We start from the raw sequence: 21,517 nt of genomic DNA on the forward strand, positions 1-21,517 counted from the left end.
GAGATGGGTCGTAATGTGGTGAGCGGCATCGGGGAGATTCCATGAAATCCATCGACGAGCACATCAACAAGGACAAGTCCGAGATCGAAGCGGCCAAAGCCGCAGGCGATGAGGCCAAGGTCCGTCACCTCAAAGATGAACTCCACTCTCTCGAGGAGTACAAGGAACATCACCCCGAGGACTCCCACGACCCGACGTCCCTGGAGCTCCATTGCGAGGCCAACCCGGACGCCGATGAGTGCCGGGTCTACGACGACTGATCAGACAGGTCGAAGGACCAGGGGATCTGCGAATCAGATCTCCTCGTTGAAGTCCGAGGGGCTGCCGGTAAGGCTGCAGACCACAGCCTCTTCATTCTTCATGGCCTTCACCTCAGCGATCGGGCGCCCCATGCGGCGCAGCACATCGATTTCTTGTTGGGTCTGACAACGGGCGATGATCTCGCCTTTGTCGTCAAAGCAGGTGTAAAAAGTCATGGCGGCTGTTGGATGCCAACTCCGTTATGGCGAGGAGTGACCGGCCTCACAACTTCAGATGTGCCGGCCGACACGGAGCATCAGACCCCCAGTTCGCGCCAGACGCGCTCCAGCAGAGCATCGAGATTGCTCCCCATCGCTGCTGAGACGCACAACACGGAACGGCCGCTGGCCCCTTCGAGGTCACCGACCAGCTCAGGCAGTTGATCGTCGGAAACAAGTTCCTGTTTGTTCAGCACCAGGATGCGGGGTCGTTCCACGAGCCCATGGCCATAGGCCTCCAGCTCGTTCTCCACCACCCGCAGATCGCCGATCGGATCGTCTGCCCCGGCATCAACCAGATGAATCAGCAATCGGGTGCGCTCGATGTGGCGCAGGAAGTCGTGGCCAAGCCCGGCTCCCTGAGCGGCACCGGCGATGAGTCCTGGGATGTCAGCGAAGACAGTTCCATCACCGCTCGGTCGTCGCACGACCCCGAGATTCGGGACCAGGGTGGTGAATGGATAGTCGGCGATTTTGGGGCGAGCGGCTGACAACACGGCGATCAGGGTGCTTTTGCCGGCATTCGGCAGGCCGATGATGCCGACCTCGGCCAACAGTTTGAGCTCAAGCTGAAGCGGCCACTCCTCTCCATCGCGACCCTCGGTGAATTTTTCGGGAGCGCGATTGCGGTTGCTCAGGTAATGAGCATTGCCCAGCCCTCCGCGCCCGCCGAAAGCGACCACCAGCCGTTCACCGCCGTTGATCAGATCGCCGAGCAGGATTCCAGTGGTGAGATGTCGCACTTCCGTCCCGCACGGGACCTTCACCACCAGTTCACGCCCTGAGGCCCCGGTGCACTTGTTCGGTCCACCGCGCCGGCCGTCGTCGGCAGCGAACAGACGCTTGTATTTGAAGTCCAGCAGAGTCTGGAGATTGGCATCGGCCTCCAGCACGACATGTCCGCCGTGACCGCCATCACCGCCGGAAGGTCCACCTGCCGGCACGTACTTCTCGCGTCGGAAGGCCGCAATCCCGTCGCCGCCGCGGCCACCTCGAGCCGTGATCCGTGCCTGATCGATGAACTGCACGGTGGCGCCGGGTGGGTCGAATCCACAACCCTAGGATCAGGTGGCTGCAGTCCCAACGCTTGGCCGGCGTCCGATTCGAAGCCCTCTGCAAGAGCTACCCAGGCCGACGAGGGGGCCGCCCCGTCGACGTGATCCGAAGCCTTGATCTGATGATCGAGGACGGTGAGTTTCTCGTGCTTGTCGGACCTTCCGGCTGCGGCAAAAGCACGCTTCTTCGTCTTCTGGCAGGACTTGAACTCCCATCCGCCGGAGAGATCCTGATCGGTGATCGACCCGTCAGCAGGGTGCGGCCGGCCCAACGGGATGTGGCCATGGTGTTTCAGAGCTACGCGCTCTATCCGCATCTGAGCGTCCGGGACAACCTCAGCTTCGGGCTGCGACGCAGCCGCTCTCTGCCGCCACTGCAGCGTCTGCAGGATCAGCTGCACCGAAGTGCTCGCCACCTGCCGCCCTCCCTGCAGGTGCCCAGTCCCCGCGAGCGACGCATCGAAACGCGCGTGGGGGAGGTGGCTGAGTCGCTGGAACTGACGGACTTGCTGGATCGACTGCCGAAGGAACTCTCCGGTGGCCAGAAACAGCGGGTCGCTCTCGGACGTGCGATGGCCCGGCAGCCAAAGGTCTTTCTGATGGACGAGCCGCTCAGCAATCTCGATGCCAAGCTGCGCAACAGCACCCGGACCCGCATCGTCGAGCTGCAGAAACAGCTGGGGACCACGACGCTGTATGTGACTCACGATCAGGTCGAAGCGATGACGATGGGTCATCGCATCGCCGTGCTCAATCAGGGATACCTGCAGCAGCTGGGGACTCCCATGGAGTTGTACCGATGGCCCTCGAATCTGTTCGTCGCCCAGTTCATCGGCAGCCCGCCGATGGCCCTGCTGCCGGTCACGGTGGCACCCGCAGCCACCCTGCTGCTGGAGGATCGTCGACTGCCGGTGGAGGGGCCGATGGCCGAGGCACTCCCTGCACTGGAGGGGCAGGTGCTCACGGCAGGGCTGCGGCCGGAAGGCTGGAGGGTCGCCCCTTCCACCAATCGCAACCTGCCGGCGGAGATCCGTCATGTCGAAGTGCTGGGCAACGAGCAGCTGATCACCTGTCAGCTGCTCCATGGCGGTCACCTGGTGACGGTGCGCACCGAGGCGGACCTTGCGGTGATCGTGGGAGGAAGGCTGCACCTGGATCCCGATCCCCAGGGCTGGCGGCTGTTTGACGCCGAAGGCGATGCCATCTGCCCACCGGAACCTGCCCGGAGCTCACCCGAAGAGCCACAGCTTCCCCCTCTCTGAAGGCTCCCTCAGCGCAGCCAGACCACGCTGCAGCCCTGTCCACCATCGCCCTGGTCCGCATCGGTGACGCGTTCCACGTAGGGCACCGTGTCCAGCCAGGCCCGCAGGCCGCGCTTCAGCTTCCCGGTCCCGATCCCGTGGATCACCCAGACGGCACCGGACGCAGAGCGCAGGTGCTCCTCCACGGCAGCCTCCGCTTCATGAACCCGAAGACCACGGACATCCACCGTGTTGCGCGACGTGCGCACCTGACCGCCGCCTCCTGATGGCGTCCGGGCTTTCACCTTCACCACCGCCTCCGGCGGCTCCGGCTTGCGGCCATCGAGACTTTCCACCGCCGCCAGCTCCACGGTGCTGCGCATCACGCCGCAACGCACGGTGAGCTGCAAGCCATCGTCTGACATCTCCAGCACATCAGCAGCCTTCCCGAGAGCCAGCAGACGGATGCGGTCTCCCACCTGGGGCCGCCATCCAGCGTGCGCCCGGCGCTCCGGTTCAGGCCGATGACGGTCCTCCAGCTTGCGCAGGCGCTGGCCGGCCCGCCGGGCCGTCTCACCATCAGCCTGGCCGTCCCTCAGCCGACGGATCAGGGTGCGCACCTCCTTCTGACCGTCACGGATCGAACGCTCCAGACGCTGCCGGCCCTGCTCCTGGCGCTCCGCTGACTGCTGTTTCTGCTGCTGCCAGCGCTGCAGCAACTCCTCATGCAGCAGCTCGGTGCGGGCCAGCAGTGCCGCGGCATCCTCCGCCGCGGCCTGCTGGCGTTGCCGTTGCTCCTCAAGACCACGGATGACACTGTTGACCTCTCCATCTCCGGCTGGAGCGAGCAGCTCCTGGGCCTGATCCAGCACCTGCCGGTCGAGGCCAAGCCGGGTGGCGATCGCCAGGGCATTGCTGCGCCCGGGGATGCCCCACAGCAATTCATAGGTGGGTGAGAGCGTCTCAGGGTTGAAAGCCACCGAGGCGTTCTCAAAACGGCCATCGCCGTACTTGAGTGCCTTCAGTTCACCGAAGTGGGTGGTGGCGATCGTGAGCCGGGCCCGATCCGCGAGAGCCTTCAGCAAGGCCGTCGCCAGGGCGGTGCCCTCGCTGGGGTCGGTGCCTGCACCCACCTCATCGAGAAGCACCAGAGCCGGGGCGGGCCCCTGCTGCAACGCGTCCAGGATGCGACCGATCCGCTTCACATGGCCGCTGAAGGTGGAGAGGCTCTGCTGCAGGGACTGCTCATCACCGATGTCCGCCAACACCTGAGCGCACCACGGCAGCGACGGCTGCCCGGAACAGGGAAGCAGCATGCCCGCGCGGGCCATCAGGGCCGCCAGACCGATGCTCTTCAGGGTCACGGTCTTGCCGCCGGTGTTGGGACCAGTGATCGCAACGACCCGCAGCTCTTCAGACACCTCCACCGAGATCGGCACCACAGCCGGGCCTTCGTCATGCTTCTCCTGCCAAACCAGCAGGGGGTGGCGCAGGTTCTCCAGCCGGAACGGCGCCTCCGGCCGGTCCTCCAGCTGGGGCACCGATCCTCCCAGCCAGCGACCGTAACGGCCTCGAGCCAGCGCCAGGTCCAGCCGAAGCAGCACTCCATTGAGAACGTTGAGCGGCTGCTCCTGCTCCGCCACCCGCTCGCTCAGCTCAGCCAGGACCCGCAGCTCCTCCTCACGGATCCGGGCCTCAATGTCCACCAGCCGGTTGCCGATCGCGAGCACGGAACGGGGCTCCACGAACAGGGTGCTGCCCGAGGCCGAACTGTCATGCACCTGCCCCGGCACCTGTCCCACCGCTCCGGCCTTGACCGCCAGCACAGGACGCCCGTGGCGTTGTGCGATCACCGTGTCCTGCAGCAACGGACCGAGACGCCGCAGCAGATCCTGCAACTTGTCGCGACGCTCCTGCCGCAGACCGTCCCATTGCCGCCGCAGGCCCGCCAGGGGAGCGCTGGCGCGGTCGGCCACACGTCCGCCCTCCTCGAGAGCGAACTTCAGCCGCTGCTCCAGCTCCGGAAGGGTCACCATCGCAGCGATCAGATCGCTGCACGCCGGTCGAAGCTCCGGTTCATCGATCTGCCGCCGAAGCCGCCGTGCGGTTGCCAGGGTCTCCGCCACCGCCAGCAGCTCCTCCCCGGATGCGGTGCCGCCTTTGCTGCAACGCAACACAACCGGCCGCAGATCCCGTACGCCTCGGAAGCTGATCCCTCCCTCGCTCAGATCATCGAGGGTCACCAGTTCCACGGTCTCCTTCAGAGCCGTTCGACTTTGGGCAAGGCCAGCCGGCAGCGACAGGGACCGTGCAGCAACGCGTCCCATCGCCGTGGACGCGAACCCGGAGAGGTGCTCGCACACCCGCGGCCATTCCAGGAGCCCGAGCGTCTCCTGCAGAGCACGATCCCGCTCGACGGGGGCGTCAGCTGCAGTTGGAAGGAATGCCACCGGGGGGTTCATAAAGCATCTCCAGCCAGTTGCCGTCTGGATCCTTCAGGTAGAAGGAAGCCGTGCCATCGCGGTGGTCATGCACAGACCCCACGAACACACCGGACTGCTGAAGCTGTTGATGGATCTGATCCACGTCGTCGCGGTCACGGAAGTGGAAGGCGAAGTGGGGGCCGGCAGCCTTGTAATCCGGACCCAGCAGGGCAAGCCCGTCGCGCCCGGGCCCTGCCTCGAGATAACACCAGTCGTCCGCTTTCCACACAAGGCGCATGCCCAGCCCCTCGTAAAAGGCCACGGCACGGGTGACGTCCTGGACGCGGATGGCCACATGGCCGAGACGATCCACCGATGCCATCAGGGGAGGCTCACTGAAGGGGACATTCTGAAGAGTGATGTGACCGAACCGTTGACAGGTCAGCCGCCCTTCAGCCAGCCGGCCGCATCGCAGGCGTGATAAGTGAGGATCAGATCAGCTCCGGCCCGCTTGAAGCTCAGCAGCGTTTCCAGCACCACAGCCCGTTCATCGATCCAGCCACGTTCGGCAGCAGCCTTGACCATCGAGTATTCGCCGCTGACGTTGTAGGCGGCAATCGGCAGCTCCGACTCCTGCCGCAGCCGATGAATGATGTCGAGGTAGGCCAGACCCGGCTTCACCATCATGATGTCGGCGCCCTCCTGCTCGTCGAGCTGGGCTTCCGTGATCGCTTCCCGAGCATTGGCGGGATCCATCTGATAAGTGTCTTTGTTCTTCGGGATCGGTTTGCTGCCCGCAGCCCTTGGGGCAGAGTCCAGCGCCTCCCGGAAGGGCCCGTAATACGCGGACGAGTATTTGGCGGTGTAGCTGATGATGCCCACCTGATCGAAACCCTCGTCATCGAGAGCTTCCCGGATGGCTCCGACACGCCCGTCCATCATGTCGCTGGGTCCGATCAGATCCGCGCCTGCTGCCGCCTGCACCACGGCCTGCTGACAGAGCTGCTCGATCGTCTCATCGTTGAGCACGATGCCCTGCTCGCTCACGATGCCGTCATGGCCATCGCAGGAATAGGGGTCCAGGGCGACATCGGTCATGATCGCCATCTCCGGCACATCTCTCTTGAGCTGACGGATCGCCCGTGGGATCAGACCGTTCTCGTTGAAGCACTCGGCCCCGTCCTCGGTCTTCAATCCCTCGGCCACCTTCGGAAACAGCACGACGCAGCGGACGCCGAGATCCCAGGCCCGCTGCACCTCCCCGCTGAGCTGCTCCAAACTCCAGCGGTTCGCACCCGGCATGGCGCCGATCGGTTCAACGCCCACTCCTTCGTGCACGAACAGGGGGTAAATGAAATCAGCCGCCGACAGACTTGTTTCCCGCACCATGGCTCGAAGAGCGGGAGTGCGACGCAGACGTCGGGGGCGGTAGGTGAGCTCCATCTGACCCGGGAACCAGCCGTTGATCGTAGGGCTGGGGGGGCTTGTGTTCAGAGGCTGGCGGACTTCAGCCAGCTGCGCCGTGGATCCTCAGACCGAAGCACGCGCAGCTGCTCAAGCAGACGTCGCTCCTCATCCGACCACTGGCCCGGTAGTTCCAGCACCAGCGAGAACAGGAGATCTCCCCGCCCGCTCCGGCCGGGCCATCCCTTGTTCCGCAACCGCAGGCTGCGGCCGGGAGGAGTTCCAGGGGGGATCGTCATCTTGGCTTCGCCATCCGGGGTCATCACCGGCACCGTGCCGCCGAGGGCGAGTTCATCGAGACTCACGGGCAGGTCTGCGCGCAGCTGATCTCCATCGAGACGCCAGACGGGATGATCCGCCACGGAAAGATTCAGGTAGAGATCGCCTCGGCGTCCTGTCCCCGGCTGAAGGTTGCCCTTTCCCTTCAGCCGCAGTCGCGATCCGGTGCGGACACCTGCAGGAATGCGCACCTGAACCCTTTCATCATTGACTGAGAGTGTGCGCTCCGTGCCGCGGAACGCCTCCAGAAAACCGATGGAGACACTGGCCTCGGCGTCCAGGTTGATGGGCGAGCGGGTCGCCTGAGCACCCCGGGGAAATCCGGCTGCACCGGCAGGACCACCGAAACGACCGAGCAGATCGTTGATGAAGTCGTCAAAGTTTCCGTAGCGCCCGAAATCCACATCGAATCCGGCACCCGGGGCACCACCTCCCATGCCCCCGGCTCCGGCCTGGCTCCAGTACTGGCCGAACTGCTCGTAGCGCTGACGCTTGTCTGGATCCGAGAGCACCTCATACGCCTCGCTGATCTCCTTGAACCGCGCTTCGGCTGACTTGTCTCCAGGGTTCACATCAGGGTGGTACTGCCGCGCAAGCTTGCGGAAGGCGCGCTTGATCGCATCCGCGTCAGCGCTGCGCTCGACCCCGAGCACCTGGAAGTAATCCTTGTATCCACTGCCGGCCATGGCGGTGCGCCTGTCTCCCGACCATCCCAACAACCCTGACAGTGTCCCAAGCGACGGGTGTTCGGTGCGGGTTCACGATGGAGGGAAGCCCGAACGGCGACGATCGACCTAGCTTCTAAAAACTTGAGGTCCGATGGCATGACGCCGCGCGTGAAGACTCTGCTGGCCGGCATGGCGCTCGGGCTGAGTTTCAGCACCACCCCGCTGGACGCCAAGGAATGGAGCGGAACCATCGGTGAGCCCCTCCGCGATTCGAGCGAGCAGGCCCTGCAGCTCGTCGACCATCTGCGCAGCATCGGAGCCCGCTTCTTCGGGGCCTGGACGTGCCCTGCCTGCTTCCGCCAGATGAATCTGTTCGGCAAGCAGGCCGGTGCCGAGGTGCCCTACGTGGAATGCCGCAAGCCTGAAACCCTCCCCGCGCAGGCGGAAGCCTGCCGAGAAGCGGGGATCCGCGCTTATCCGACCTGGGTTCTCTCGGATGGTCAACGGCGCGAGGGCGTCCAGTCTCTCGAGGCCCTGAGCACCTGGACCGGACTGCGCTGAGATGGCGCTGATCCACGGTCTGCATCGACGCAATCTGCGGGGGGATCTGCTCGGTGGTGTCACCGCAGCCGTGGTCGCACTGCCGCTGGCCCTCGCCTTCGGTAACGCAGCGCTCGGACCGGGCGGAGCGATCTACGGCCTGTACGGAGCCATCGTCGCCGGCTTCCTCGCGGCCCTGTTCGGCGGCACACCCGCTCAGGTGAGCGGACCCACCGGGCCGATGAGCGTCACGGTGGCAGGTGTGGTGTCAAGCCTTGCCGCGGTGGGGGTCTCCAGAGATCTCTCCGCCGGCGAAATGCTGCCGCTCGTGATGGCTGCCGTGGTGCTCGGAGGTCTCTTCGAGGCCCTTCTGGGCGTTCTGCGCCTCGGTCGCTACATCACGCTGGTGCCCTACTCCGTGGTGTCCGGCTTCATGTCGGGGATCGGCGCCATCATCCTGGTGCTTCAGCTGGGGCCTTTCATCGGGGTGAGCACCCGCGGCGGAGTCGTGGAGTCTCTCGGCACCCTGCTGTCTGACCCGACGCCGAACCCCGCCGCCATCGCCGTCGGGCTGATGACACTGGCCGTGGTGTTTCTCACGCCGGCACGGATCAGGGCATGGATCCCGTCGCCTCTGCTGGCCCTGCTGGTCGTGACCCCGCTGTCGCTGCTCCTGTTCAGCGACGACCGGCTGAGGGATCTGGACCTCGAGCCTCTGACGCGGATCGGGACGATTCCCGATGGTGGCCTGCGTCCGGTGATGCCTGATTTCAGTCGTCATCTTCCCGAACTGGTGAAGGCAGGCCTGGTGCTGGCCCTGCTGGGGGCGATCGACTCGCTGCTGACCTCGCTGGTGGCCGACAACATCACCCAGACCAATCACGACTCCAACCGGGAGCTGATCGGCCAGGGGATCGCGAACTCCGCAGCCGGTTTCCTCTCAGGGCTGCCTGGAGCAGGGGCCACGATGCGCACGGTGATCAACATCAAATCCGGCGGAGAGACACCGATCTCCGGGATGACCCACTCTCTTGTCCTGCTGCTGGTGCTGCTGGGGGCGGGGTCGCTTGCGGCAGAGATTCCCACCGCTCTGCTGGCAGGGATCCTGATCAAGGTTGGACTGGACATCATCGATTGGGGCTTCCTGCTGCGGGCCCACCGGCTGTCCACCAAAACAGCGGTTCTGATGCACGGCGTGCTGCTGATGACTGTCTTCTGGGACCTGATCTGGGGGGTGCTGGTCGGGATGTTCGTCGCCAATCTGCTCACCGTCGACTCCATCACCCAGGCCCAGCTCGCTGGGATGGATGAGGACAATCCCCACGACGGGGAGGCGGCACTGCCCTCGGACCTTTCTGAGCAGGAGAAGAACGGCATCCGTCGCTGCGGCGATGCTCTGATGCTGTTCCGGCTGCGGGGACCGATGAGTTTCGGAGCCGCCAAGGGGATCAGCGCCCGGATGGGACTGATCAGGAACTACAAGGTGTTGATCCTGGACATCAGTGAAGTCCCGCGCATGGGGGTGACGGCCTCCCTGGCGATCGAACGGATGGTCAAGGAGGCTGAGTCCCTCGGTCGGCTGGCGATCGTCGCGGGTGCCAATGAACGGCTACGGGCAAGGCTGATGGCCTTCGGCATCAACGCGCCCATGACCGATCGTCGTGAGGCGCTCCGACGCGCTGAGGAATTCATCGCTCCGCCGCGCTGAATTCTCAATCAGACGTTCGAATCATCTCCGGAGCGTGACACCCGGGGAGTGCATTCTCACCTCTTCAGGCTTCGCAAGGCTGCCTTCCAGGGCAAGGGATTCGGCTTCGGCCAACACCTCCAGACGTTCCATCACCAGCTGGCGTGACCAGCGGGCCTCCGCCAGGGTCCAGTAGATCCCGAAATGACGGGCCTCACTGTTCAGCAGATCTGCGTAAAGCGCTCGCAGCTCAGGATCCGGGCTGTGCTCGGCCAGCAGGGCCATGCGCTCATGGGATCGGGCTTCGATCAAACCCGCCACCAGAAACGAATCCAGCATCCGCTGGGGTTCACCGCGACGGATATGGCCTGACAAGGCAGCTCCATACCCAGCCGAGGGCAACGGTTCCAGATAACGACCTCTGGATTTGATCAGGGTCAGAACCTGCTCGAAATGCTCCAGCTCCTCTCTCGCCAGAGGACTGAGCACCTCCCCGAGACCTGGCTCGCAGAGGTAGCGGAACATCATCTGAACAGCGGATCCCGCTGCCTTGCGCTCGCAGTGGGCATGGTCGATCAGCACCTCCATCGGCCTGGCATTGGCCTGGTCCACCCAGCTCCAGCTCGTGGGGGCCGCCAACCAACGAATCGACTGAATGCTCTTGTCCGGAATCGCGACGGTCATGAGCTGGTGGTGCGCAGATGATGCAGCAACCCCTGCAGGGCCAGGCTGTAGCTCCCGGAACCGAACCCCATCACCACACCGACGGCCCGATCGGCGAGCAGGGAGCGATGGCGAAAGGGTTCCCGGGCATGGGTGTTGCTGAGATGCAGCTCCACATAGGGGATCGCAACCCCCAGCAAGGCATCCCGCAGAGCGATCGAGGTGTGGGTATAGGCCCCGGCATTGATCAGGATGCCCTGGCTCCTCCCCATGGCCTGGTGAACCTTCTCCACCAGGGCCCCCTCGAAATTGCTCTGAAAGCAGTCCAAGGTCACGTCGGCCGCCTGCGCTTCGGCCTGCAGCTTCTCCTCGATCGACGCCAGGGTGCCGCTTCCATAGAGTCCCGGCTCCCGCTGGCCCAGCAGATTCAGATTGGGTCCGTTCAGCAGCAGCAGATGCATGGGGCTTCAGCCCGGAACTGTTGACGTGATCGTATCGATCTGGTCGGGAGCGACACACCGGCTGGTAAGTTCATGCGGTGTGGTTCGGGTCGGTGCCCGAGTGGTTAATGGGGGCGGACTGTAAATCCGCTGGCTCTGCCTACGTTGGTTCAAATCCAACCCGGCCCACCTTCCACATGCCCTTGTAGCTCAGCGGTAGAGCACTCCCTTGGTAAGGGAGAGGTCACGAGTTCAAGTCTCGTCAAGGGCTTTCACTCCCCGTCACCACCACGGCTGATTGGCAGCCCAGGGCATCAGGGGTGGCGTTCAGGCCGTTCGATGACCAGATGATGATCCCGCTCCGGATGTGATCGGGAAGGGGCAGGTGCTGCTCGCGGCTGCGGTTGATCACCACCTGCAGGCTGTCTGTCTGACCGAGCAGACCGTCGCTGCCGAGACTGCTCCAGATGAGACAGCCCTCCCGGATGGCCGACTGGTGCGTCCGCAGTGCGGCCATGTCCCGGATCAGGGACTGAAGCGCCTCACAGCGGGGCCGGTTCCAGGGGAACCCTTCCCGACAGCCGGGTTCTGGCCCACCCGCCAGGGCGGCCTCGGTTCCGTAATAGACGCAGGGAGCTCCGGGCAGGAGGAACAGGAGAACCAGGGCAAGCTTCAACGCTTCGACATCGCCCTGGAGGCTGTGGAGAGCCCTGGGTACATCGTGGCTGTCCAGCAGGTTCATCTGAGCCCGGGTGACCTCTGGCCGGTACCAGCCCGCGGTGGTGTCCCAGATCCCGATCAGCTGCTCTGTGCTCAGGGGATCCAGCGGATACTCGGGGTTGCGGTAGTCCCGACGCAGGTGATCACCCGCCACCCAGCAGAGAGTGCTCCAGCCGAGGCGGTAGTTCATCACCCCATCGAAGTGCTCTCCCTGCAGCCAGGCTCTGGCGTCCCCCCAGATCTCACCGACAATCCAGGCCTCCGGGTTCACCTCCCGCACCACACGGCGGAACTCGACCCAGAAATCCGCCGGGACCTCCGCCGGCACATCCAGCCTCCAGCCGTCGATGCCGCGCTCGATCCAGTGCCGTCCCACGGCGAGCAGATGGTCCCGGACGCCGGGATCCGCGTGGTTGAACTTCGGCAGATCCGGAACGGCCCACCAGCAGTCGTAACCGCAGTCCATGCCCTCTTCGGGATAGGGACGCACGGGCCAGCTGTGCACATGGAACCAGTCGCGATAGGGCGAGTTCTGCCCGTTCTCCACCAGATGGTGGAAAGCCCAGAAGCCCCGACCGCAGTGGTTGAAGACACCGTCCAGCACCAGACGCATGCCGCGCTGGTGAACGGCGTCGATCAGGGCATCGAGGGCAGCGTTCCCCCCCAGCAACGGATCAACCGTCAGGTAGTCGTACGCGTGATAGCGATGATTCGACGCCGAACTGAAGATCGGCGTCAGGTACAGACAGGTGACACCCATGCCCTGAAGTTCCTCCAGCGCCTCGATCACCCCGTAGAGATCACCCCCCTGAAACCCCTGTTCCGCGGGGTCGTTTCCCCAGGGTTTGAGCGAAAGCGAGCGCTGGGCCACAACCCTGCCGCTGCAGCGGAAACGGTCAGGAAAGATCTGATAAAGCACCGCATTCGACACCCACTCGGGCGGATCGTTGAAGGCGACCGCACCTCCCATGACCTTTGCAGGCGGCGGTCCCCTCGCTAGCAGGGGAGAAACGGAACGGCCATGGCGGATCAGCCTCTCCTGTTGGCCCTGGATCAGGGCACCAGCAGCTCCAGGGCTGCACTGTTCACCGCGTCAGGGGCGCTGGTGGCCAGTGCCAGCGCCCCTCTGCCGATTCACTACCCCGCGGATGGCTGGGTGGAGCAGGACCCGCAGGCGATCTGGAACAGTCAGCGGCAGGCTCTGATCGATCTGCACAACGCCCTCAGCGAAGAGCAGCGGCAGGCTGTGGTTACCTGCGGCATCACCAACCAGCGCGAAACCACCGTGCTCTGGAGGCGCAGCAGCGGCGCCCCCTGCGGCCCTGCCCTGGTCTGGCAGGACGGACGCACCGCCGATCTCTGTCGTCAGTGGAAGCAGGAGGGACTGGAGCAGGAATGGTGTCACCGCACCGGCCTGCTGCTCGACCCGTACTTCAGCGCCAGCAAGATCCGCTGGATGCTGACGCACCACGAGGACGCCGCTGCTGCCGCTGCCGCCGGGGACCTCTGTTTCGGAACCGTTGAATCCTGGCTGCTCTGGAATCTCAGCGGCGGCCGTCATGGCTCCGACGTGAGCAATGCAAGCCGAACCCTGCTGATGGACCTGGAGCAGCGCTGCTGGGTCGAGGCGTTCTGCGATCACGCCGGCCTGCCGATGGCCTCGCTGCCGGACCTGCTGCCCTGCCGCGGCGACTTCGGACAGATCCGCGAGGGACTCCCCTTCGCGGGACTGCCGATCCAGGCGCTGCTGGGGGATCAGCAGGCCGCCACGCTGGGGCAGCTCTGCCTCGAACCTGGTGAAGGCAAGTGCACCTACGGCACGGGAGCCTTCCTGGTGATCAATACCGGCGAGCGCATCCGTCGTTCCGATGCCGGCCTGCTCAGCACCCTGGGCTGGACGGACGCCGCCGGGACACCCACGTACTGCCTCGAGGGGAGCCTGTTCAATGCGGGCACCGTCGTCCAGTGGCTGCGGGACGGCCTTCAGATCATCGACAGCGCTGATGCAGTGAACCGCCTGGCCATGGAGGTGCCCGATTCCGGCGGCGTGATGCTTGTGCCGGCATTCACCGGCTGGGGGACTCCGCACTGGGACCCGCAGGCCCGGGGCCTGATGGTGGGTCTGACCCGCGACAGCAGCCGTGGCCACATCGCCCGGGCCGCTCTGGAAGGCATCGCGCTCTCCGTGGCGACCCTGGTGGAGCTGGCGGAGAACGCCCTTGGCAAAAGCCTCGGGGAGCTGGCGGTGGATGGAGGAGCAGCCGCCTCCGATCCGCTGCTGCAGGCCCAGGCCGACAGCACCGGGCTGACGGTGCGGCGGCCGGCCAGCCTGGAGAGCACTGCCCGCGGAGTCGCCCTGTTCGCCGGTCTTCAGGCCGGCGTGGTGACGGACCTGCACGATCTTGCTCAGCAGCGCAGCGAGGGAGCCGATCGATTCGAGCCGCAGATCGACACATCCGCCCGCACGGCCTGGCGACGTCGCTGGAATGACGCCGTGACCCGCAGCCTTGGCTGGCATGGCTGACCCAACTTTCGATCTGCTGGTGATCGGTGCCGGCGCAAGCGGTGCCAGCGTGGCCTACGAAGCCGTGCGCCGCGGTCTGTCCGTGGCGCTTCTGGATGCAGGCGACATCGGTGGCGGCACCAGCTGCCGCAGCACGAAACTGCTGCATGGAGGCGTGCGCTATCTGGAGCTCGCCTTCAAGACAGCCGATCTGGCGCAGCTCCGACTGGTGCGGGAAGCCCTGCTGGAACGCGGCCACTGGCTGCGGGAAGCCCCCTTCCTGGCCCATCGTCTCGAGCTGGCCCTTCCCACCGGGACCCTGTGGGGGCAGGCCTACTACCGCGTCGGTCTCGGGATGTACGACGCGCTCGCCGGCCGCCAGAACATCGGCTCCAGTCGTCTCCTGGGGCGTCGCCAGCTGGAGCGGACCCTGCCAGGGCTGAAAGCCTGTCAAGGTGCCGTCGCTTACAGCGACGGCCAGTTCGATGACGCGCGTCTGAACCTGTTGCTGGCGCTGACCGCCGCACGGGGAGGAGCCGAGTTGCGCAGCCACTGCAGCGTGGTGGAGCTTGAGCTGGGAAGCGATGGCCGTCTCTGCAGTGCCGTCAGTGAGTCCAGAGACGGCGTGCGGGAGCGATGGAGGGCGCGGGTGATTGTGAATGCCACCGGCATCGGGGCGGATGGCATCCGCCGGATGGCGGATGCGTCAGCCGCGCCCCGCATGCTCACCAGCCGCGGCACCCACATCGTTCTGAAGGAGCAACTCTGCCCGGCAGGCCTGGGGCTGCTGGTGCCATCCACGGATGACGGCCGGGTTCTGTTCATGCTTCCTTTCTTCGGGCGCACCCTGGTGGGGACCACCGACGAAGCCTGTCCCCAGGCGATGGCCACCCATCCCACCGACGCCGAGCAGGGGTATCTGCTCGATTACGTCCGACGCTGGTTCCCTGGGAGCTCGGCAACGGTGACGAGCCGCTGGGCGGGCGGCCGCCCTCTGCTGAAGCCTGCCGGGGCTGGACTGGACAGCAGCCGGGTGGTGCGGGAGCACGAGGTGGAGACCCTGCCCTGCGGACTGGTGAGCGTGATGGGCGGCAAGTGGACCACATGCCGCCCGATGGCGCTCGACACGCTTGAGGCTGTGGAACAGCAGCTGGGAGCTCCGCTGTCCCCACCCCAGCCCCTGCCCCTGATCGGGGCGGCGGAGACCCCCAACGGCACCGCACAGGGGCTTGAACAACAGCGGCTGGAGCTGGAGGCCCTGCTCGAGGATTCCCCTGGGCGCAACGAGCAGATCGCTCATCTGCAGGGAAGTCACGGCCTGAACGCCAAGGCTCTGATCGAGAGCGCCCCCGCCGCCGATCGCGTTCCGCTCAGCGGGGTGATTCCACTCTGCGCAGCAGAGATCCACCATGCGATCCGCCATGAACACGCCCGCGATGCCGACGATGTGCTGAGCCGGCGCTGCCGACTGGCCATGGTGGATCAGGCGGAGGCACAGCGGTTGAAGCCGCAGGTCGAGCAGGCCCTGGATGGAGCCGGAATCAACCCTGCGGCATGAAGGGCTCGGACTCCACCTCCGCGGCGACCTCGGCATCCACCTCACCGATCAACCACCAGTTGAAGCCGTAGGCCGGCAGATACACGAACCAGCTGCTGGAGGCCTCGGGGAACTCGCAGCCCCACATCACCTCCCGGGTGCGCTCCCCGTCCCAGTCGGAGAGGTCGAGGCTGATCGATGCCCCTGCAGCCGTGACATTGCCGGCCACCAGAACGGTCATCGCCTCGGTGGATCGCACATAGACGATCACGCCCGGATGAGCACAGGAGAGCAGGCGGAAGCCACCGCTGCGCAGGGCGGGAAGCAGCCGCCGGCAGGTGAGCATCCGCCGGTGCCAGTTCAGCAGTGATCCCGGCAACTGCTTCTGCACCTCCACATTCACCACCCGGTAGTCGTAACCGGGGGCCGTGATGGGGGGCAGCACGAGCAGGGGATCGGGAGCCGTGGAGAAGCCACCGTTGCGGGCGGGCGTCCAGGCCATCGGAGTGCGGTTGGGGTCCCGATCCCGCAATCCCGGCCAGTCCCCCATCCCCAGCTCATCGCCGTAATAGAGACACGGCATCCCCGGCATGCTGTAGAGGAGCCCATGGAGAAGCCTGTTCGAGCGGGGGTCGCCGTTGAGCAGGGGCGCAAGGCGCCGATTGATGCCCCAGTTCAACCAGTGCCCCTGCCCTTGCGGCAGTCCGACCCGGATGGTCTGGATCACCTCATCCGGGATCAGATGACCATCCCCCAGCCAGAGCTCATCGTGATTGCGCAAAGGCAGAGCCCATCGGCATCCCGCCACGGCATCCTGCGCCTCCTGCAGACACTGCCCGAGGGTGCGGACACTGCCGCTGGCCACAGCCGCGAACAGGTGGGCCGTGAGAGCGAAGTTGAAGGCACCGTGCAGCTCGTTCTCAGCCAGATAGGGAGCTGCCTCCTGCACCGGCTGAATCGCCTCCCCGAGCAGAAGGATCTCGCGGCCATGGGAGTCGACCCGCTCGCGCAGACGCTGGAGGAAGGCATGGGTCTCCGGCAGCCCCTCGCAGCGGGTGCCCTCCGCTTCGCAGAGGAACGGCACGGCATCCAGCCGGAACCCGTCAACGCCCCGCTCCAGCCAGAAGTCCACCACCTCCAGCATCCGCTCCTGCACCCAGGGGTTGGCGTAGTTGAGGTCGGGCTGATGACGGAGGAAGCGATGCAGGTAGTACTGCTCGGCAACCGGATCCCATTCCCAGTTGGAGGCTTCGAAGTGACGGAACAGAACCGGGGCGTCGGCGTAGCGCCTCGGGTCATCGCTCCACACATAGACATTCCGCTCGGGGCTGTCCTTCGCAGCCCAGCGCGCCCTCTGGAACCAGGGATGGAGATCACTGGTGTGATTCAGCACCAGATCGAGGATCACCTGCATGCCCTGACCATGGGCAGCGGTGAGGAACCGATGGAAGGAGGCGAGATCGCCCAGATCCGGATGGATGTCGTTGAAGGCGGTGATGTCGTAGCCGCCGTCCCGCAGGGGTGAGGGGTACACCGGCGTCAGCCAGAGCGTCTTCACGCCAAGCCATCGCAGGTATGGCAAGCGGCTTGCCAACCCCTTGAAATCTCCGATGCCATCGCCGTTGCCATCGGCGTAGCTCCGAACGGTCAGCTGATAGATGACGGTGCCGGACCACCAGGGCTGGGCTGCGTGCATCCCCCGGACATTGCTGAACCACTGCTAGACCCGATTGGCCTGTTCGTCAGCCCTGTGCCCCTGACTTCTGCCCATCTGGAGTCGATGCGTGACCTGGTCGGGTGTGGCCGGAGTCGGCCGATCGCCTGGAGACAGACGCAGCTGAAGCAGCTCCGCTCCCTTGTGATGAGCCATGAGCAGGAGGTGATCACCGCCCTGGCCAGCGATCTCGGCAAGCCTCCGACGGAGGCGTTCTTCGAAGTGGTCGCCCTGCTCCAGGAGCTGAAGCTGACCGAACGGAAGCTCCGCCAGTGGATGCGTCCCCGCCGGGTGACGGTGCCGCTGGCCCAGCGACCTGGCCAGGCCTCCGTTGTGTCCGAGCCCCTCGGATGCGTGCTGATCATCGGTCCCTGGAACTACCCCTTCTCGCTGACCCTTCAGCCGCTGATCAGCGCCCTTGCCGCCGGCAACACCGCCGTTCTCAAACCCTCCGAACATGCTCCGGCCGTGGCGGACCTGATCGCCCGGCTGATTCCACTCCACTTCGAACCTGAAGTGGTGCGGGTGGAACAGGGGGATGGGGCCGTCGCCGCCGCTCTGGTGGCCATGCCCTTCGACCACATCTTCTTCACCGGCGGCGGCACGATCGGAAGCCGGGTCCTGTCAGGGGCCGCCGCGAATCTCACTCCCGTGACCCTGGAGCTGGGGGGCAAAAGCCCGGCGATCGTGCTTCCAGGAGCTGATCTGGAGGTGAGCGCCCGGCGTTTGATCTGGGGCAAGGGGCTCAATGCCGGGCAGACCTGCATCGCACCTGACCATCTGCTGGTGGCGGACGGCCTGCAGGAGCCGCTGCTGGCAGCGATGACGGAGGCACGCCAGGAGATGTACGGCGAGGCGCCGCTGCGTTCCGATCAGCTGGGGCACATCGTCAATGACCGTCAGTTCCAGCGGCTGGAAAGCCTGCTGGAGGGAGCCCGGGCGGCTGGACGGATCCTCCTGGGCGGCGAGGTGAACCGGGATGAGCGCCGCATCGCCCCAACCGTGATCCGCGTGGAGAACCGGCAGGACCCGCTGATGGCTGACGAAGTCTTCGGTCCGCTGCTGCCGCTTCTGGATCTCGGCGACCTGGACAGCACCCTTGCCGAGATCCGACGAGGCCCCAAACCGCTGGCGCTGTATGTCTTCGGAGGCAGTGATGAGCAGCAGCAGCATGTGCTGAACACCACAAGCTCTGGAGGCGTGTGCATCAACGATGTGGTGATGCAGGCCGGGGTCCCCGACATGCCCTTCGGGGGCGTCGGTGGCAGTGGCATGGGCAGTTATCACGGCCAGAGCGGTTTCGACACCTTCAGCCATCGCAAAGCCGTGCTGCGACGCCCCTTCCGGTTTGATTTCAAGGTGCGCTATCCCCCCTACAAGCTGGACCTGAACGTGCTCAGACGCCTGGCCGGCTGAAGGGAATGATGGGTTGACATCCCTTCCGCAGCAGCGGCTCTGGGGACTGGCGCATCCGGGAAAAAACCGTACATTCAAGTCAGCTCAGGTCAACGCATGCGTCTGCCCTCTTTCGCCGCCCTTGCCCTGACGGCCCTTCTGCCACTGTCCGCGGCGGCTGCAACGGTGACCGTCCGTTCCGGAGAGACACTGTCCGACATTGCGGCGCGTTACGACGTCTCCGTGGCTTCCCTGATGCGGCTCAACGGCATCAAGGACCCCGACCACGTCGAAATCGGCAGTCGCCTGAAGGTTCCCGGCCACGCGGCCTCAGCCACGGCCGGGCCGGGGCGTCACCGGGTGAGTGAAGGGGAGACGCTCGGTGAGATCGCGGTGCGGTATCAGATCAGTTCGCGCGATCTGATCGCCTTGAACGGCCTCCGCAATGCCGATCATGTGGAGCTTGGTGAAACGCTGAAGCTGCCGGCGAACGCCGTGCTCCCGGTGGCCAAGCCGAAAAAGGAACCGATCAAAGTTGTTCCCGGTGCCAGCCAGCACACCGTCGGGCAGGGCCAGACCCTGAGCCAGATCGCCCGGGCCTACAACCTGCCGATGACGAGCCTGGTGAGCTTCAACCAGCTGGACAATCCCGACCAGGTGACGGTCGGCATGCGTCTTTACCTGAAGGCGCCGGTGGCAACGGTCCAGACCGCCAAGCCCCAGACGGCGGTCAAGCCTGCAACAACCGTCAAACCATCAACAGCCGTCAAACCATCAACAGCCGTCAAGCCGACGACAACCGTTGTCGTCAACACAGCCACTGCGCCGGTCAAGACAGCCACCAAGCCTGTTGCTCAGAAACCGGCAACGAAACAACCAGCGGCCAAGGCATCGAAACCGGTTGATGCGGTGATCGCCAAGCAGGCTGACTGGCGGACCTACGGCCCTCTGCAGGTGGACTGGGCCAACTGGCGCCCGATGGGAGGCAGCCAGGTCGTGCCGAGTCTCAACGACCAGGGACAGGCCCTCTATCTGGCCGTGAACTGCTCCGCCGGGAAGATCAACGCCACAGGCGCTGATGGCAGCTGGAAAGCCTGGGCCGCCCCCTCCAGCAGCTTCGAGAAGGATCTCGTCAAGGATCGCTGTCAGGCCCGCGCCTGACGCGGCTCAAGCCGCGTAATCCAGCGGCCAGGGGTCATCGAGGAAGCGACGTCCGCTGTCCCTCAGGTACAGCCTCTGGACGCCATCGTCACTCTCACGGATGAGCTCCTCCTGAACGAGACGACGGGCCAGCCAGGTCCAACGCTCGTTGCGACCGGGCTCAGCCAGGGCCAGCCGCTCCCCAAGGCGCCGCAGATCCGTGCCGTCCTTTTCCGCCAGATGCTCAAGCAGGGTCTGGGCCTGAGTTGACCAGTCGCGCCGATCCGGGGTTGCGGTGCAGCGATCACAACGGCCGCAGGGTTGAACGAGTTCGCCCACTGTCAGCAACAGAGCCTGCTCCCGGCACATCTCCCCTTCGGCCACCGCCTCCATCCTCCGCAGCTGCTGCTGGGCAAGATCGAGTCGGCTGCGCTCATCCGCTGAAATCTCGCCCCGAGCCCCCGCCTGCATGGCCCAGCCGAGGCTGGTCCTGTCCCCCGGTGAAAACAGCACCAGACAGTCGGCCGGCAGACCATCACGCCCGGCTCGACCTGACTCCTGCAGATATCCCTCCGGCGTCGAAGGCAGATCGAGATGCAGAACCAGACCGACATCGCCCCGATCCACTCCCATGCCGAACGCCACAGTGGCCACCAGCACGGGGCGCTCCTGGTCGAGAAACTGGGTCAGAGCGAGCTGGCGCGCCTCAGGATCCAGTCCGGCGTGGTACGGCGTTGCCGGGATCTCCTGCTCCTGCAACCGCTCGGCCCAGCGCTCCACGGACCGCCGGGTACGGGCGTAGATCAGGGTGGCCCCTCTGGAGGCCTTCAGAGCCTCCAGCACCATCGGCATTGGGTCACGGGGGCGTCGGCGCATGGCGTAGCGAAGATTGCTGCGACGCGCAGAGCTCACCTGCACCGAAGGACTCCGCAGGTCCAGCAAGCGGATGATGTCCGCCCGCACACGGGGGGCTGCTGTGGCGCTGAGAGCCAACATCGGCACTCCCGGACAGAGACTCCGGATCTGACCGAGCCGTCGGTAGTCCGGGCGGAAGTCATGCCCCCAGGCGCTGATGCAATGCGCCTCATCCACCGCCAGTGCCACCAGTCGCCCCTCGCTGGAGTGGGTTTCGAGCATCTGCCGGGTCGCCTCCCCTTGCAGGCGCTCAGGTGCCAGGTAGAGAAGACGCAGCGATTCATCCCGCAGTGCGCTCAGAGCCTTCCTGCGGCGATCGGGAGCCAGACCCGCATGCAGACAGGCTGCGGCGATGCCGCGTCGCTGCAGCTGCAGCACCTGATCCTCCATCAGGGCGACAAGGGGAGAGATGACCACGACGAGGCCACCGCGCACGAGAGCGGGCAGCTGATAGCAGAGCGATTTGCCGCCGCCGGTGGGCAGCACCGCCAGGGCGTCTCGCCCCGCCAGAACGGCTTCCACAACAGGGCGCTGCCCAGCCCGGAAGCTGGACCACCCGAAATGTTCCTGGAGCGACTGTTCCAGACGGTCCAATCCACACCAGATCTAGTGAAC

Annotated in this window: 19 protein-coding genes and 2 tRNA genes; 10 read left to right on the plus strand and 11 right to left on the minus strand. The window is 65.4% G+C overall.

Annotated elements, in window-relative coordinates; translation table 11 throughout:
- The first annotated feature begins 41 nt into the window (after positions 1-41).
- On the plus strand, positions 42-260 hold the full coding sequence (locus tag ACJ0G7_RS04560; RefSeq protein WP_407395299.1) for a Calvin cycle protein CP12: 219 nt from the start codon (positions 42-44) through the stop codon (positions 258-260).
- Between the two features lie 33 nt (positions 261-293).
- Here the strand turns inward: ACJ0G7_RS04560 and ACJ0G7_RS04565 are convergent, their stop codons facing one another.
- Together ACJ0G7_RS04565 and cgtA are read right to left on the minus strand one after the other, a co-directional pair.
- Positions 294-476: a hypothetical protein gene (locus ACJ0G7_RS04565; protein WP_407395300.1), complete on the minus strand. Its 183-nt coding sequence runs from the start codon at positions 474-476 to the stop codon at positions 294-296.
- 80 nt (positions 477-556) lie between these two features.
- Positions 557-1,546: an Obg family GTPase CgtA gene (gene cgtA, locus ACJ0G7_RS04570; protein ID WP_407395301.1), complete on the minus strand. Its 990-nt coding sequence runs from the start codon at positions 1,544-1,546 to the stop codon at positions 557-559.
- 59 nt (positions 1,547-1,605) lie between these two features.
- Here cgtA and ACJ0G7_RS04575 point away from each other — a divergent pair, with 59 nt between their 5' ends.
- On the plus strand, positions 1,606-2,835 hold the full coding sequence (locus tag ACJ0G7_RS04575) for an ABC transporter ATP-binding protein (RefSeq protein ID WP_407395302.1): 1,230 nt from the start codon (positions 1,606-1,608) through the stop codon (positions 2,833-2,835).
- A gap of 8 nt (positions 2,836-2,843) precedes the next feature.
- Here ACJ0G7_RS04575 and ACJ0G7_RS04580 read toward each other — a convergent pair whose 3' ends face one another.
- The 4 genes from ACJ0G7_RS04580 to ACJ0G7_RS04595 are packed head-to-tail and all read right to left on the minus strand — an operon-like array spanning position 2,844 to position 7,666.
- Positions 2,844-5,276, minus strand: coding sequence for an endonuclease MutS2 (locus ACJ0G7_RS04580; RefSeq protein WP_052378238.1), 2,433 nt, complete (start codon positions 5,274-5,276; stop codon positions 2,844-2,846).
- Complete coding sequence (locus tag ACJ0G7_RS04585; protein WP_043695205.1) at positions 5,239-5,619, minus strand: VOC family protein; 381 nt, start codon at positions 5,617-5,619, stop codon at positions 5,239-5,241. The genes ACJ0G7_RS04580 and ACJ0G7_RS04585 overlap by 38 nt, the downstream gene beginning before the upstream one ends.
- 59 nt (positions 5,620-5,678) lie before the next feature.
- Positions 5,679-6,680, minus strand: a complete 1,002-nt coding sequence (gene hemB, locus ACJ0G7_RS04590) for a porphobilinogen synthase (protein WP_043695202.1) — start codon at positions 6,678-6,680, stop codon at positions 5,679-5,681.
- A 47-nt stretch (positions 6,681-6,727) separates the two neighbouring features.
- On the minus strand, positions 6,728-7,666 hold the full coding sequence (locus tag ACJ0G7_RS04595; protein WP_186485540.1) for a DnaJ C-terminal domain-containing protein: 939 nt from the start codon (positions 7,664-7,666) through the stop codon (positions 6,728-6,730).
- Positions 7,667-7,804: 138 nt separating this feature from the next.
- Between ACJ0G7_RS04595 and ACJ0G7_RS04600 the strand changes: the two genes are divergently transcribed.
- Positions 7,805-8,209, plus strand: coding sequence for a vitamin K epoxide reductase (locus tag ACJ0G7_RS04600; RefSeq protein ID WP_253912755.1), 405 nt, complete (start codon positions 7,805-7,807; stop codon positions 8,207-8,209).
- A gap of 1 nt (position 8,210) precedes the next feature.
- Complete coding sequence (locus ACJ0G7_RS04605) at positions 8,211-9,896, plus strand: SulP family inorganic anion transporter (RefSeq protein WP_043695196.1); 1,686 nt, start codon at positions 8,211-8,213, stop codon at positions 9,894-9,896.
- 21 nt (positions 9,897-9,917) lie between these two features.
- Here the strand turns inward: ACJ0G7_RS04605 and ACJ0G7_RS04610 are convergent, their stop codons facing one another.
- Positions 9,918-10,559 carry a tRNA-(ms[2]io[6]A)-hydroxylase gene (locus ACJ0G7_RS04610; RefSeq protein ID WP_043695193.1) on the minus strand — a complete coding sequence of 214 codons (642 nt, stop codon included), beginning with the start codon at positions 10,557-10,559 and terminating at the stop codon, positions 9,918-9,920.
- Entirely contained in the window at positions 10,556-10,999 is a 444-nt protein-coding gene (gene aroQ / locus ACJ0G7_RS04615) for a type II 3-dehydroquinate dehydratase (RefSeq protein ID WP_407395303.1), read from the minus strand. Before aroQ ends, ACJ0G7_RS04610 begins: the two co-directional genes overlap by 4 nt.
- 86 nt (positions 11,000-11,085) lie before the next feature.
- On the opposite strand from aroQ, the gene ACJ0G7_RS04620 reads away from it, so the two are divergent.
- Together ACJ0G7_RS04620 and ACJ0G7_RS04625 are read left to right on the plus strand one after the other, a co-directional pair.
- Positions 11,086-11,167 (plus strand) — tRNA-Tyr (locus ACJ0G7_RS04620).
- Between the two features lie 10 nt (positions 11,168-11,177).
- Positions 11,178-11,249, plus strand: a tRNA-Thr gene (locus tag ACJ0G7_RS04625).
- Here the strand turns inward: ACJ0G7_RS04625 and ACJ0G7_RS04630 are convergent.
- On the minus strand, positions 11,241-12,668 hold the full coding sequence (locus ACJ0G7_RS04630; RefSeq protein ID WP_407395304.1) for a glycoside hydrolase family 13 protein: 1,428 nt from the start codon (positions 12,666-12,668) through the stop codon (positions 11,241-11,243). The genes ACJ0G7_RS04625 and ACJ0G7_RS04630 overlap by 9 nt on opposite strands.
- Positions 12,669-12,719: 51 nt before the next feature.
- Here ACJ0G7_RS04630 and glpK point away from each other — a divergent pair, with 51 nt between their 5' ends.
- Positions 12,720-14,222: a glycerol kinase GlpK gene (gene glpK, locus ACJ0G7_RS04635; RefSeq protein WP_407395305.1), complete on the plus strand. Its 1,503-nt coding sequence runs from the start codon at positions 12,720-12,722 to the stop codon at positions 14,220-14,222.
- Positions 14,215-15,759: an FAD-dependent oxidoreductase gene (locus ACJ0G7_RS04640; protein ID WP_407395306.1), complete on the plus strand. Its 1,545-nt coding sequence runs from the start codon at positions 14,215-14,217 to the stop codon at positions 15,757-15,759. Before glpK ends, ACJ0G7_RS04640 begins: the two co-directional genes overlap by 8 nt.
- Here ACJ0G7_RS04640 and ACJ0G7_RS04645 read toward each other — a convergent pair.
- Positions 15,743-17,434 carry an alpha-amylase family protein gene (locus ACJ0G7_RS04645; protein ID WP_407395307.1) on the minus strand — a complete coding sequence of 564 codons (1,692 nt, stop codon included), beginning with the start codon at positions 17,432-17,434 and terminating at the stop codon, positions 15,743-15,745. The two genes, ACJ0G7_RS04640 and ACJ0G7_RS04645, sit on opposite strands and share 17 nt — an antisense overlap.
- A gap of 84 nt (positions 17,435-17,518) precedes the next feature.
- Between ACJ0G7_RS04645 and ACJ0G7_RS04650 the strand changes: the two genes are divergently transcribed.
- Together ACJ0G7_RS04650 and ACJ0G7_RS04655 are read left to right on the plus strand one after the other, a co-directional pair.
- On the plus strand, positions 17,519-18,868 hold the full coding sequence (locus ACJ0G7_RS04650) for an aldehyde dehydrogenase family protein (protein WP_156957257.1): 1,350 nt from the start codon (positions 17,519-17,521) through the stop codon (positions 18,866-18,868).
- 96 nt (positions 18,869-18,964) lie between these two features.
- The gene (locus ACJ0G7_RS04655; protein WP_043695175.1) at positions 18,965-20,008 is read left to right on the plus strand and encodes a LysM peptidoglycan-binding domain-containing protein; all 1,044 of its coding nucleotides are present in this window, start codon (positions 18,965-18,967) and stop codon (positions 20,006-20,008) included.
- A 6-nt stretch (positions 20,009-20,014) separates the two neighbouring features.
- On the opposite strand, the gene ACJ0G7_RS04660 is transcribed toward ACJ0G7_RS04655, so the two are convergent.
- Positions 20,015-21,496 (minus strand): RecQ family ATP-dependent DNA helicase, encoded by a 1,482-nt coding sequence (locus tag ACJ0G7_RS04660; RefSeq protein ID WP_407395308.1) that lies wholly within the window; start codon positions 21,494-21,496, stop codon positions 20,015-20,017.
- Positions 21,497-21,517 lie beyond the last annotated feature (21 nt).

The sequence above is a fragment of the Parasynechococcus sp. genome (assembly GCF_045559935.1).
In the GTDB taxonomy this organism is placed as follows: domain Bacteria; phylum Cyanobacteriota; class Cyanobacteriia; order PCC-6307; family Cyanobiaceae; genus Parasynechococcus.